This window comes from Kurthia sp. 11kri321 (assembly GCF_001534765.1).
Taxonomy (GTDB): Bacteria; Bacillota; Bacilli; order Bacillales_A; family Planococcaceae; genus Kurthia; species Kurthia gibsonii.
The window spans coordinates 313,022-327,501 of sequence record NZ_CP013217.1 but is presented as its reverse complement, the minus strand read 5'-3'; the positions used below and the strand labels follow the sequence as shown (position 1 = coordinate 327,501).

Below are 14,480 nucleotides of genomic sequence, written 5' to 3'. Positions count from 1 at the left end.
TTGTACGGTCTCTTTCATTCTACACGAACATACTATTTCCAAAAATCATCGTACACGGTAATTGGTAGATGACGTTTATGTTGTGAGCGTAAATAATGCTTTTCAAGTGTTTCTTGTGCTGCTTTTGGAATTTCCTTACCTTCCAAGTAATCATCAATTTCATCATATGTGATGCCAAGCGCTACCTCATCTGGCAGAGAAGGACGATTTTCCTCAAGATCGGCAGTTGGTGTTTTTTCATATAGATGTTTTGGACATCCGAGTTCCGCTAACATCGCGCGACCTTGACGCTTATTCAAACGCCATAAAGGTGTTAAATCTGCACCACCGTCACCGTACTTTGTATAGAAACCTGTTACTGCCTCTGCCGCATGGTCTGTGCCAATGACAACTGCTTGTTTCGCAGCCGCAATCGCAAACTGGACTTTCATGCGTTCACGTGCTTTTTCATTTCCTTTGATAAAGTCAGATAATGTAATACCTGCGTCTGCTAAAGCTTGAACACCTGCATCTACTGCTGGTTTTACATTCACTGTATAAACCTGTGTTGGATTCATAAAAGCAAGCGCATCATTACAATCTGATTCATCTGCTTGTACACCGTAAGGAAGGCGTACTGCATAAAACGTATAGCGCTGTTCACCTGCTTCATCATTCAATTCATCCACAGCCATTTGTGTTAGTTTGCCTGCCAATGTTGAATCTTGTCCACCTGAAATACCTAATACGAAGCCTTTTACGAACGCGTGCTTGTATGCATATTCCTTTAAAAAATCAATTGTACGACGAATTTCTTCATGTACATTAATCGTTGGTTGTACATGTAATTCTTTTATAATCTGTTGTTGAAGTGTCATTTTTCAAAGCCCCCAATTCGATCATTTACCACCTTAATCATTTCTTGTACTTCTGCGATATTACGCATTTTGTTATCCCAACATTTTTGGCTTAAATCAACAGGATATTCTTCTGGATTCAGTGAACGCTTATATTCATCCCATAGTAATTGTAAGTTGTCTTTTGCATATTGCTTCATCTCATGCACTGTTGGGCTTGTGTAGATGACTTCCCCTTGTTCAATCACTTTTGTGTGTAAGTTCTTCGCTTCAAAGTTTGTGACAAATTTTGAGATGAATGTGTGAACAGGATGGAACATCTTAATTTTCTCTTCTGATTGTGGGTCTTCATCATACATCGTAATGTAATCACCCTCAGCCTTACCATTTTCACGATCGATAATGCGATATAGCTTTTTGCGTCCTGGTGTCGTTACTTTTTCTGCGTTTGCAGAAATCTTAATTGTATCGACCATCTCACCATGTTCGTCCTCAATTGATACAATTTTATAGACTGCGCCTAATGCTGGTTGGTCATAGGCTGTAATAATCTTTGTACCGATTCCCCACATATCCACTTTTGCATCTTGTGCTTTTAAGTTCAACATCGTGTATTCATCTAAATCATTTGAAACAACGATTTTTGCGTCTTTGAATCCTGCTTCGTCTAACATTTTTCGAGCAGCTTTTGATAGAAAAGCAATATCACCGCTATCTAAACGAATACCAATAAAGTTAATTTTGTCACCTAATTCTTTTGCAACTTGAATCGCTGAAGGAACACCGGATTTTAACGTATCGAATGTATCAACTAAGAATACGCAGTCTCGGTGACGACGTGCGTATGCATGGAACGCTTCATAATCACTACGATAAGATTGAACAAGTGAATGTGCATGTGTTCCAGCGACAGGGAGGTCAAATAGTTTTCCTGCGCGCACATTACTTGTTGATTCAAATCCACCAATAATGGCAGCACGTGTACCCCAAATCGCTGCATCCATCTCTTGCGCGCGACGTGTACCGAACTCCATTACAATCTCATTTTCTGCTACATGTTTAATACGACTTGCTTTTGTTGCGATTAATGTTTGGTAGTTCACAATATTTAAGAGAGCTGTTTCGATTAATTGCGCTTCTACAAGAGGCGCTTCAATGCGTACAATTGGTTCATTGCCAAAGACAATCTCACCTTCTACCATTGAATAAACATCACCTGTAAAACGTAGATCTTTCAAATACTCAATAAAATCTTCTTGATAACCTACTTCATCACGTAAATAGGCAATATCAGATTCACTGAATTTAAAATCTCGTAAATACTCAAGCATACGTTCCAAACCGGCAAATATAGCGTATCCATTGCCAAATGGAAGTTTTCTAAAATAAAGTTCAAACACTGATTTTCGATTATGAATCCCATCCGCCCAATAAGATTCTGCCATATTAATTTGATATAAGTCTGTGTGTAACGCTAAGCTGTCGTCAGGGTAAGTTGCTTTCATCTTTATACTCCTTCTTCCACTGTTTCATTTAGTCATTTAATACTTCATTTAGCGAATTACTCCGTATACTACCCGAATGGCTCCATTTCAAGTCATTTCTCATATATTTCAACGCTAAAATAAATATGTATGTCTATTATCATAGCAAAAAATAAGAGGTAAGTCGTCTATCTTGTCATAACTTTGACACATACACATTTTGTAAGTGCTATTATACCATGTAAAAAGTAAACCACTTACAAAAATCATTTGAAGTATTCGACTATAGCGATTAAACTAAATAGGCACCATATTTTCCTATTCCTTACATATGCTTTTTTGACGTTGTGTTTGGAATTTAAAAGAGGAGAGGAAGAAGTTCACATGAAGACCTATACGGTTCAAATTGCTGGATTTACACGTCATTTACCCATCGTTCAAATCGAAGAAAACTTATCAATTGCAAGTTTTGATTTACTTGGGGATGTAGAACTTGTTGAAGTAGCTGCACAAAAACTGGCTGAAAAATTACCACATGTTGATGTACTTATCACAGCAGAAGCAAAAGGTATACCACTTGTTTATGAACTATCGAAGAAGTTACAGTTACCACGCTATGTTGTCGCACGCAAACAAATAAAAAGTTATATGAACCAACCCATGATTCATGAAGTAAACTCAATTACAACGTCGACACCTCAGATTTTAGCAATTGGCTATGAGGATGCTGCTTTTTTAAATTATAAACGTGTTGCCATTGTTGATGATGTTATTAGCTCAGGTTCTTCTCTTGAAGCATTAGAAGCTCTTGTACAAAAAGCTGGCGGTGAAATTGTTGCAAAAGCTTGTATCTTAGTAGAAGGCGACTCCATTGGTCGTTGCGATGTGATTCATTTAGACAAGCTACCACTTTTCACTAATCACATACCAAATCCATCACATACATAACAAAAGGAGGACAGAATGATTTTATAATCATCTGTCCTCCTTCATCATTATATTTGAATTTTTTCATGTTGTAGCAAACGCTCTTTCAGTGGTAAACCGCTACGAAATCCTGTTAGTTTACCATTCTTTCCAATAACACGATGACATGGAATGACGATGAGTAAAGGATTTTTTCCAATTGCAGATGCTACAGCACGTGTCGCAGTTGGCTTACCAATCGCTTCTGCTATTTGTGCATAATAACGGGTCTCACCATACGGAATGTTTAAGAGCTCTTGCCAAACTTTTTTTTGAAAATCTGTTCCCTGTAAATCCATTGTTATCTGATCCAATTTGAATACTTGCTCTTTTGCATATGCTTCAAAATGGTTTATGAATGGCGCTAACTTCAAGTCATCTCGAATCAGATGATCTGCGTATTCATTCAATTCATCCCAATCATTCGTTACAAAAGACAGCCCTTCTTCTGTACAAGCAACATAAAATTTCGTTTCTAGCGCTTGCCATTCCGTATAGTACATAACATCACACTCAACTTTCTAACGTTTTTTTATATTGTTTAGGTGTTGTACCAACCAAATTTTTAAATAATGTTATAAAATAAGACGTGTTATGTAATCCCACTTGATGTCCAATTTCTTCAACTGATAAATACGTGTGTTTTAATAACTCCACTGCACGCTGAATGCGTACTTTTTGTAAGTATTCTGTTGGTGTATAACCCTTTACACTTTTATATACACGTTGTAAATGATAGGGGCTACTATGAAATTCATCTGCTAAGACACGTAATGTAATATGTTCTTGATAATATTGATCCATATAAGCATTCATCTGATTCGTCCAGTCTTGATTACTTAGTTTTAAGCCACCTGGTTTACAACGTTTACATGGATAATAACCTGATTCCATTGCTAAGTCACTATTTTTATAGATGCGTACATGTTCTACATCTGGCTTACAAGATGGACATGACGGCTTACAAAAAATCTTTGTTGTCGTAATTGCGTAAACAAATTCACGGTCTACACTTGAAGTTCTCATTTGAATTGCTTGCCATTCAAATTCTGTTGGCGTACGTCCTAACATATAATCATCACCTAATTTCTTTTTTCTTTCTAATTAAACATCTATTTTATCGAACTGATTTTAAAGGAGTGGTTTTTTTGAATTCAATTTATCAACCTGCTATACATTTTCAAGATGTTCATCTAACAATTGACGGACAAACGATTTTAAATGGCATTACAGGATCTATTCCAGATGGGAAAATCACCACATTCGTTGGTCCTTCTGGTGCTGGTAAAACAACTTTACTCAAGATGTGTAATCGTCTCATCTCCCCAACAAGCGGAGAGATTCAAATCTATAATAAAAATGCACAGGATTATAACCCTGTTGATTTACGCAGAGAAGTCGGAATTGCCCTTCAATCTGCTCCTATGATTAAAGGAACAGTCTATGATAACTTGAACCTTCCACGTACACTTCAAAACCAACAATTATCACGAGAAGATGCCATCTCTATCTTACAGGACGTCGGACTAGACGAAACGTTTCTTAAAAAGGATGCATTGGACTTATCTGGCGGGCAAAAACAACGTGTATCCATTGCACGTACACTCGTCAATCGCAATAAAATTTTATTATTAGACGAGATTACTTCTGCACTCGATCGTATTTCTGTACGTGAAGTTGAGGAGCTTATTCAAAAGATTAATAAAAAATACCATGTAACAATTATTTGGATTACACATAATTTAGAGCAAGCGATTCATTTAGGTGATTATGTATGGGTATTGATGGATGGCCAATTGATAGAAGCAGGCGAGAGTTCCATTCTAAAGTCACCGAAGAATGAGCGAGTTAAACAATTTATTGAGGGGGTAGATGCATGAGTTATACAGCACTTGCGATTACTTTATTATTCGTTTTAATTCCTTTAATTCTTTCAAAAACGCTACACTTACAATTAGAAAAAGACACAATCATCGCAACGATTCGTTCGATTGTTCAACTACTCATTGTCGGGTATATTCTAAAATTTGTTTTTACAAGTGATGGTTATCTTTATACAGGACTGATGATTGGTTTAATGGTTTTAGCCGCTACATTAAATGCGCGAAAAAAAGGTTCACATATTGATGGGATCACGTGGAAACTTGTCGTCACATTTTTAACAGTTGAAGTGATTACAATGTCTATTTTAATTGGTCTAAACGTAGTACCAGCTACACCTCAATATATGATTCCCCTAAGTGGTATGGCAATTGGAAATGCGATGGTTCTCTCTATTCTATTTTTAAATCGCTTCTCTTCTGAAATTGAAGCCTATGAAGACCAGATTGAATTAATCTTGTCATTAGGTGGTACACCAAAACAAGCGATTCATAGACAGTTGATCTCTTCGATTAAAGCGAGTATGATTCCAACGATTGAAAGCCAAAAAACAATCGGATTGGTTCAACTCCCTGGTATGATGAGTGGTCAAATTATTGCAGGAGCTGATCCTATTCAAGCGGTACAATTCCAGTTACTCGTTCTTTTCATGCTACTATCTACAGCTGCATTATCGAGTGTTATTTTAGGATTTTTATCGTATCCAACACTGTTCAATAAACAAATGCAAATGATTCATGAAAAATTTTCTGGTGAATGAAAAAATCGTCTTCCCATTCCATGTGAGAAGACGACTTTTTTGTCATAATATTAATTTTGTACCTAGTAACAAGTTACAGATTTTGAGACTCAATTGCAACTCGTTTGTCATAAAACAGTGTAAATTCTGTAACAAAATAGTCCAAAAAGGTTTAAAATCATTAGTTTTCAGCTACAAGTCTATCTTATAATGGATAGAATTCGTTCTCAATTTTTATGCTCACATTTGCTTTTATATAAAATATAAATTCTTTCTATTCAAAAGATTCTCTACATCTACCATAAAATTTATGTTTTTCTAAGAATTTTATGTTTTAATTAAAGAACGGTAAACTTTTAAATTCATTAGCGAAGGGGTCTGCTATATGGCACTTAAAGATTTTTTCATCGCATTATCTGAAAATCAATTTTTAAATGACAACGCAAAAAAATATGGTTTAAAGCTTGGCGCACAAACTGTTGTTGCAGGAACAAATTTAGATGAAGTCATTATAAGTATTCAGAAACTAAACGCACAGGGGATTTCTTGTACAGTCGACCATTTAGGGGAATTTGTTCAAAATGAAGCAGAAGCGATCGCTGCAAAAGAAGAAATTCTACGCATGATTGAAGTGATACATGAGCATCAACTCGATGCGCACATCTCACTTAAGCCTTCACAGCTTGGTCTCGACTTAAATGTTGATTTTTGCTATCAAAACATTGAGGAAATCGTAAGTTGTGCGCAACAATACAAACTATTCGTGAATTTCGATATGGAGAACTATGAACGTTTACAAGTGACACTTGATTTCGTTTTACAACTTTCAAAAACGTATGACAATGTGGGAACTGTTATTCAATCCTATCTTCATCGCGCTATGGATGATTTAGAAACATTGAAGAACACGCGTGTCAGAATTGTAAAGGGTGCTTATAAAGAGCCTGAAACGGTTGCTTTTCAAACAAAAGGTGAAATTGATGCCAACTTTATCCGTTTAGCTGAATACCATCTATTAAACGGAAAATTCACATCGATTGCAACACATGATCATCGTATCATCGCGCATCTTCAAACTTTTATTCGAGAACAAGCGATTGCAAAAGAAAAATATGAATTCCAAATGCTCTATGGTTTCCGAACAGATTTACAAAAGTCACTTGCAGATGAGGGTTATCCATTCTGCACGTATATTCCATATGGCGAAGATTGGTATGGATACTTTATGCGTCGTTTAGCAGAACGCCCGCAAAATATAAATCTTGTTGCTAAACAAGTGTTCAATAAAAAAACAAATACATTGATTGGCATTGGTGCAGCCGCATTTTTATTGGGCCGCCTCACCAAGAAAAAATAGTCGATACAAAAAAGAGAGGTAGGGTTCTTATTCCCATCCTCTCTTTACTATTTGTTCCAACCTTTTTCTTTAAAACGCGCAATCGCCTCAATGCGATTACTTACATCTAACTTATCCAGAATTGTTGAGATATAATTTCTTACTGTTCCTGGCGATAAAAACAATTCTTTTGCAATTTCTTTCGTTGTTTTTCCTTCGGCAACAAGACCAAGTACTTCAGATTCACGCTCTGTTAAAGGGTTCGAATCATCTTCATATACGATGTCAATTAATTCAGGCGCGTAAATACGACGACCATCCACAATCACGCGAATTGAGTTGACAAGTTCCTCAATTGGACTGTCTTTTAATAAATACCCACGTACTCCTGCTTTTTTCGCTCGTTCAAAGTATCCTGGGCGTGCAAATGTCGTTAAAATAATAATTTTATATTCTTGATCTTTTAATTGCTCTGCTACATCTAGCCCTGTTTTACCCGGCATTTCAATATCCATGATGATGATGTCTGGTTGATGTTCTGCAATTTTCTCAAGTGCCTCTTCACCGTTTTGAGCGATTGCCACAACGTCCATATCATCTTCCATATTAATTAATGCCTTCATAGCGCCTAGTAACATGCCCTGATCTTCTGCAATGACAATTTTAATCATGCTGCTCACACCTCTCGTCTCATTCTCCATATTATAACAAAAAGCGAGGAATATAAAAGCATTCATCCTCGCCCCCGTACTATACAATTTTTTTAATTGGTAAAATTGGTTTTACTGATGTTTTACGGATATGTTGTGGCAACTGCTTAAATGTAATAAATTGATATGTCTCTGGATCATATAATTTGAACTTAAGTGATGCCAAACTTAATTTTAATGTAATCGTCGTTGCATAGTGTAATGGTGGTGTTTTTTCATGCGCTTCTTCTAGTGCATAGTTTGGAATACGTGGCGCTAAATGATGTACATGGTGGAAACCGATATTTCCTGTTAACCATTGTAAAACAGCTGGTAATTTATAATATGAACTACCTTCTACTGCTGCTTTCACATAACTCCATTCACTCTTCTCTTCGAAGTATGAATCTTCAAATGTATGTTGAATGTAGAATAACCATACACCTAGCATCGCTGCGATATACATTGATAATCCGGTTACAAGCAAGAATGGTACAAGACCTAAGAAATAAATGACTGCACCATATAGCACGACTAATACGATATTTGTAAAATACGTATTCATACGTTCTGGCATACGCGCACCACGACGATTTTTACGGTTTACTACTAATAGTAAGAATAGTGGCCCTAGCCCAAACATAACAAGTGGGTTTCGGTATAAACGATAGCCGATTTTCTTCATTTTTGATGCTTGTTGATATTCTTCTACTGTCATCATCCAAATATCGCCTACACCGCGTGCATCTAAATTTGAGCTTGATGCATGGTGTAAAAGATGTTCATGACGCCATTGTGAATAGCCAAACATCGTTAAAATCCCTGTAATTGTTCCCCATACTGCGTTTGCTTTTTTGTTTTTAAAGAACGACCCATGTGTACAATCATGGAAAATAATAAAGGTACGAATTGCGAAGAATGCTGCACCAATACTCAGTGCAATCGCTCCTACAACTGTCTGGTCAATAATCATATATGCAATTACCCACATAGCTACTAGTGGAATAATAGTGTTCATCAATTGGAAAATACTTTTGGTGCGATCTGATTTTGCAAACGGTTGAACCGCTTTGTGTAACTCTTTTGTTCTTTCACGTTCCATTCTTTTGCCCCCATCCCTATTTCCTTAATCTTAAAGGGGTATGGACTATTCACATAGGGGTGATTGTCATAGATGTCATATGACAAATGTCACTTAAAATGACCCATTGGAAAAAGCGTTCAATATCTCATATCGAACGCTTTTCATTTTATACGTTAAAGTAACGAGCATCTGGGTGGTTAAATACCATCGCAGAAACAGATGCTTCTGGTTGCATCATAAAGCCTTCTGTTAACTCTACCCCAATATCCTCTGGTCGTAACAATTTAAATAACTTTTCTTGATCTTCTAAATTCGGACATGCTGGATAGCCGAATGAGAAGCGCTGACCTTGATACTTCGCTGCAAAACGGTCGCGCATTGTAAAGTCTGTCGCATCTGGATAACCTGCATGGTCACGCATTTCTTGGTGAATACGCTCTGCAAATCCTTCCGCAAGTTCAAGCGCTGTTGCTTGGAACGCATGACTTTCTAAAAACTTCCCTTGCTCTTTTAATCGTTGTGCATATTCTCTTACACCATGCCCTGCTGTCACTTGCATAAAACCTACATAATCCATCTCTCCACTATCTTTAGACTTTAAGAAGTCTGCTAAACATAGGAATGGTGCTTTTTCTTGACGTGGGAATGTAAAACGCTCAATCTCTGTTTTCTCATCTTGTGGATCATAAATGACAACATCATCTCCATCAGATTGCGCTGGGAAGAATTGATACATACCTGAAGCCGATAATAAATCTGACTGTAAGTATTCTGTCACTAAATCATATAACTCATTCGCACGTTTGTCGCCGCTAAGACGTAAGTCCTCACTATAACCTCTCAGTCCTAAATGGTGACCGATTAGTGTACGCATATTCACATATGGATATAAGTGCTTTACAGAATAGTCACGAATAACACGACGTTCTGTATCATGCGGTTTATATACTTTAAAGTCACTGCTTACTGTTTTAACAGGACGTGTTGCTACGGCTACAGCTGTACCTCCTGCTGGTTTATTCGCTTCTTTTTCAGCACGTTTTTGTTGTGCTGTAGCGATTTCAGCGAGTAATTCTTCTCGTTCCTCACCTTGTAATCGGTTGATAATTTCAAGCCCTGCCATTGCATCTTTTGCATACATCACAGGTCCATCATAGTTTGCTGCAATTTTCGTATCAGTGAAGCGACGCGATAATGCTGCTCCTCCAACGATAATCGGTGTATCGATTCCGGCTTCTTTGAAGTCCTGTGCTGTTATAACCATTTGTTGTGCTGATTTTACAAGTAGTCCTGATAACCCGACAATATCTGGCTTCTCTTTACGTACGGCTTCAATTAATGTTTGCGGTGCAACTTTAATACCTAAATCTACAACCGTATAACCATTATTACTCATAATAATCTCTACTAAGTTTTTACCGATATCATGTACATCACCTTTTACGGTTGCAAGTAACATCTTACCCTTACCGACATCATCTACTTGTTTCTCCATGAACTGTTCTAGATGGGCAACCGCTGCTTTCATTACGCCGGCTGATTGTAATACTTCTGCTACAATCAATTGGTTTTCATTGAATAGCTTGCCGACTTTCGCCATCCCTTCCATTAACGGTCCATTAATAATATCAAGTGGTGTATCGTACATCTCACGCGCTAATTCTAAATCTTCAATTAGCCCCTCTTTTGTACCTTCTAAAATATAGTAAGCTAAACGTTCTGGTACAGTTTTCGGAATATCATCTTCTGATTTTTCTTTTTTCTTATCTCGGTAAAAATCAGTGAATACAGCTAATGTTTCGTCTGTTGTGTTGAATAATAAATCATTCGCTAAATTGATTTCTTCTTCTGGAATCGATGCATAACGCTCTAATTTTTCAGTATTCACAATCGCATAATCAAGACCAGCTTGTGTACAGTTATATAAATATACTGCATTTAACACTTCACGTCCTACAGGTGGTAAACCGAACGATACATTCGATACACCTAGAATCGTTAAAGCACGTGGCAGCTCCTGCTTAATTAAGCGAATTCCTTCGATTGTTTCAACAGCTGAACCAATATACTGTTCATCACCTGTTCCAACAGGGAATACAAGTGGATCAAAAATAATATCTTCTGGTTCAATGCCCCATTTATTCACAAGTAAGTCGTATTCACGCTTGGCAATCTCAAGTTTGCGATGACGGTCAACAGCCATCCCCTTCTCATCAATTGTTCCAACAACAATTGACGCACCATATTTTTTCACGATTGGAATAACAGCATCAAAGCGTTCTTCGCCGTCTTCTAAGTTAATGGAGTTAATAATCGCTTTACCTTGTGAATACTTTAAAGCTTCCTCAATTACTTTTTCATCTGTTGAGTCAATAACGAATGGTACTTTTACTTTTTGTCCGACTTCTTTCATGAAGTTAACCATATCTTCTAATTCTTCTCGGTCAGGATTCGCTAAACAGATATCAATAACATGCGCACCGTTTTTCACTTGAGCACGTGCAATTTCAGCTGCTTCTTCAAACTTCCCTTCGATAATTAGACGCTTAAATTTACGTGAACCGATTACGTTTGTACGTTCTCCTACAAATAGTGGTCGCATAGAGTCATCATATACAAGTGCTTCAATTCCTGAAACTGTATGATGCGGTTCTTTTTCTTCTAATGGTCGTGGCGGTGCATTTTCTACCACTTTACGAATCGCACGAATATGGTCCGGTGTCGTTCCACAACAACCACCTACGACATTTAACCAACCTTTTTCAACGAAACCAGCAAGCTTTTTCGATAAGCTGTCAGGTGTTTCGTGGTAATGCCCTTCTTCATCTGGTAAACCCGCATTCGGATAACAACTAACATAACTTGTTGCTAGTTCAGATAATGAACGTAAGTAGTCAGTCATAAACTCTGGACCCGTCGCACAGTTCAAACCAACTGATAGTGGTTTAATATGTTCAATTGAAATATAGAAGGCTTCAATACTTTGACCAGCAAGTGTTGTTCCCATCGGTTCAATCGTACCTGAAATCATAATTGGAATTTCTTTACCGAGTTCTTCAAAAGCTTGCTTAACACCAAGTGTACCTGCTTTTACATTCAACATATCTTGTGATGTTTCAAGGAGTAGTACATCTGCGCCGCCTTCAATCAAAGCTTTCGCCTGTACATAGAAGTCATGCTTTAACGCGTCAAATGTAATACCACCTGTTACAGATAATGTCTTCGTCGTTGGGCCCATCGCACCTGCAACAAAACGTGGCCACTCAGGTGTCGATAATTCCTCTGCTACTTCTTTGGCAATTTCGACAGCACGTTTATTAATTTCAACTGCTTGATGACCTAAATCATATTCATTTAATACGAGTGGTGTACCACCAAATGTATTCGTTGAGACAATATCCGCTCCTGCTTCAAAATAAGCACGATGAATTCCTGCAATAACATCCGGTCGTGTTAAATTCAAGTTCTCGTTACAACCATCATATTCATCGCCCCCAAAGTCATCTGGCGTTAAATTCGCATTTTGTAACATGGTACCCATCGCACCATCTAATACGAGAATATGATCTTTAATTCTTTCTTCAATGAGATGTTTCGACAACGTGACTTCCTCCCTTAACCTTTTCATCTAATTCCTTAATGTAGTGAATTAATTCAACAGACATATCGTAGCGCATGAACGGTGTAATCAGATAAATACCGTTAAAGAGTGATGCAGCTGTGTCAATTAATTCTTTCGCAATTTGGACACCCTCTGCCTGTGCGCGTTCTTTATCGCCATCTGCTGCTTTCATACGTTCAAGTACTTCACCTGACAACTTAATGCCTGGCACTTCATGGTGTAAAAACTCAGAATTTCGTAAACTTGTTAGTGGCATGATTCCGATGTAAATCGGTGTATCTAAATGTTTTGTTGCTTCATAAATTTCAATAATTTTCTCTTTTGAGTAAACAGGCTGTGTAATGAAATAATCCGCACCTGCTTCAATCTTTTTCTCTAAACGTGGAATGGCACGTTCGACGACACGTACATTCGGATTGAATGCTGCCGCTACAGAGAAGTTTGCCTTTTTACGTAGTGGTTTTCCCGAGAAAGAAATACCTTCGTTTAATTTTTTAATTAATTGTAGTAATTCAATGCTCGATACATCATAGACGCTTGTAGCACCTGGGAAATCCCCTACCTTTGTTGGATCACCTGTCACAGCTAAAATATCGTGAATACCTAATGCATCTAAGCCCATCAAATGAGATTGTAGCCCGATTAAATTACGGTCACGACATGTAATATGTGCTAATGCTCGTACATTCTTTTCATATTTTAAAATCGATCCCATCGCCACATTCGATACACGCGGTGAAGCAAGTGAATTATCTGCCATTGTGACAATATCGGCGCCCGCTTTTTGTAAAATCGCTGCTCCCTCTAAAAACTTTTCCGTTTCTAAATGGCGCGGTGTATCAAGTTCAACGATAATGGAACGCCCTTTTTTTACTTTCTCGTGAAGTGGTTCAAATTTAGACACATTAGCTTCACGAATCACTTCTTCTTTAGTTGTGATAACTTCTTTATTTTCCATTGGTAAAACATCTGATAAATGTTTCTTCACTTCGTGAATATGTTCAGGTGTTGTTCCACAGCATCCACCAATTAAGCGAACCCCTTCATCACGTAATTCAACTGCAGCGCGCCCAAAATATTCTGCTTCTGATTCATATACCACTTTTCCTTCTTCTACATCGAGTAGACTTGCATTCGGATACGCAGATAAGAACGAGTTCTTTGGTAGCTCAACATTTTCAAGCGCCTTCACTGTATGGTACGGGCCTAACCGACAGTTCACACCGACAACATCAGCTCCAGCTCTTTCTAAATGTTGCAGTGCATCATTCAACTTCATTCCATTTAATAAAACCCCTGGGTCATGCATCGAAACTTGCGCTACAATCGGTCCATCTGAGAATATGCGAATTGTTTTCACTAATGTTTCAAGCTCTTCTAAGTCGTAAAATGTTTCGAGTAGTAAACCATCTACACCTGCATCAAGTAATACTTTTGCTTGTAAAACAAGTGATTCAATAATCTCATCTAGTGAATGTTCATCCTTACGAATACCTCGAATTCCACCAATTGTTCCAAGTACGTACTCGCCATTCTTTGCAGCTCTTTTCGCTACCTCTACACCCGCACGATTCAGTGCTTCATATTCATCTTGAATACCGTAGCGAGCTAACTTAATCGTATTCGCTGTGTACGTATTCGTCTGAATGACATCAGCGCCCGCTTCAATATATAGTTTATGAATATTCTCAATTACTTCCGGCTTTCGAACATTCAGTTCTTCATAACAAAAATCAATCCCATATGAATAGAGCAGTGTCCCCATTGCGCCATCTGCTGTTAATACCTTTGTCTTTAAATCTTCTAGTAACCCCATACACTCCCCATCCTTCCTTCATTTCAA

At 37.6% G+C, this 14,480-nt stretch carries 12 protein-coding genes; 4 read left to right on the top strand and 8 right to left on the bottom strand.

All coding sequences use genetic code 11. From position 1 onward, the window contains the following. Positions 1-32: 32 nt before the first annotated feature. Entirely contained in the window at positions 33-857 is an 825-nt protein-coding gene (gene nadE / locus ASO14_RS01760) for an NAD(+) synthase (protein WP_068450676.1), read from the bottom strand. Next, positions 854-2,341: a nicotinate phosphoribosyltransferase gene (locus ASO14_RS01755; protein WP_068450674.1), complete on the bottom strand. Its 1,488-nt coding sequence runs from the start codon at positions 2,339-2,341 to the stop codon at positions 854-856. Before ASO14_RS01755 ends, nadE begins: the two co-directional genes overlap by 4 nt. Positions 2,342-2,704: 363 nt before the next feature. Here ASO14_RS01755 and ASO14_RS01750 point away from each other — a divergent pair, with 363 nt between their 5' ends. Then, positions 2,705-3,268: a phosphoribosyltransferase family protein gene (locus ASO14_RS01750; protein WP_068450672.1), complete on the top strand. Its 564-nt coding sequence runs from the start codon at positions 2,705-2,707 to the stop codon at positions 3,266-3,268. A gap of 47 nt (positions 3,269-3,315) precedes the next feature. On the opposite strand, the gene ASO14_RS01745 is transcribed toward ASO14_RS01750, so the two are convergent. Next, entirely contained in the window at positions 3,316-3,789 is a 474-nt protein-coding gene (locus ASO14_RS01745; protein WP_068450670.1) for a methylated-DNA--[protein]-cysteine S-methyltransferase, read from the bottom strand. Between the two features lie 10 nt (positions 3,790-3,799). Then, positions 3,800-4,357, bottom strand: a complete 558-nt coding sequence (locus tag ASO14_RS01740) for an Ada metal-binding domain-containing protein (RefSeq protein ID WP_068450667.1) — start codon at positions 4,355-4,357, stop codon at positions 3,800-3,802. Between the two features lie 77 nt (positions 4,358-4,434). Here ASO14_RS01740 and ASO14_RS01735 point away from each other — a divergent pair, with 77 nt between their 5' ends. From ASO14_RS01735 to ASO14_RS01725, 3 genes are all read left to right on the top strand, one after another. Continuing rightward, positions 4,435-5,166, top strand: coding sequence for an ABC transporter ATP-binding protein (locus ASO14_RS01735; RefSeq protein WP_068450665.1), 732 nt, complete (start codon positions 4,435-4,437; stop codon positions 5,164-5,166). After that, positions 5,163-5,927, top strand: a complete 765-nt coding sequence (locus ASO14_RS01730) for an ABC transporter permease (RefSeq protein WP_068450663.1) — start codon at positions 5,163-5,165, stop codon at positions 5,925-5,927. The genes ASO14_RS01735 and ASO14_RS01730 overlap by 4 nt, the downstream gene beginning before the upstream one ends. Before the next feature lie 364 nt (positions 5,928-6,291). After that, positions 6,292-7,263, top strand: a complete 972-nt coding sequence (locus tag ASO14_RS01725; RefSeq protein WP_068450661.1) for a proline dehydrogenase family protein — start codon at positions 6,292-6,294, stop codon at positions 7,261-7,263. A gap of 47 nt (positions 7,264-7,310) precedes the next feature. Here the strand turns inward: ASO14_RS01725 and ASO14_RS01720 are convergent, their stop codons facing one another. The 4 genes from ASO14_RS01720 to ASO14_RS01705 form a co-directional block, all read right to left on the bottom strand. Then, complete coding sequence (locus ASO14_RS01720) at positions 7,311-7,913, bottom strand: response regulator transcription factor (RefSeq protein ID WP_068450659.1); 603 nt, start codon at positions 7,911-7,913, stop codon at positions 7,311-7,313. 79 nt (positions 7,914-7,992) lie between these two features. Further along, a complete protein-coding gene (locus ASO14_RS01715; RefSeq protein ID WP_068450657.1) occupies positions 7,993-9,033 on the bottom strand; it encodes a Delta(5) desaturase DesA in 1,041 nt (346 codons plus the stop codon). 148 nt (positions 9,034-9,181) lie between these two features. Next, entirely contained in the window at positions 9,182-12,616 is a 3,435-nt protein-coding gene (gene metH / locus ASO14_RS01710) for a methionine synthase (RefSeq protein ID WP_156422322.1), read from the bottom strand. Further along, entirely contained in the window at positions 12,597-14,453 is a 1,857-nt protein-coding gene (locus ASO14_RS01705) for a bifunctional homocysteine S-methyltransferase/methylenetetrahydrofolate reductase (protein ID WP_068450655.1), read from the bottom strand. The genes metH and ASO14_RS01705 overlap by 20 nt, the downstream gene beginning before the upstream one ends. Positions 14,454-14,480 lie beyond the last annotated feature (27 nt).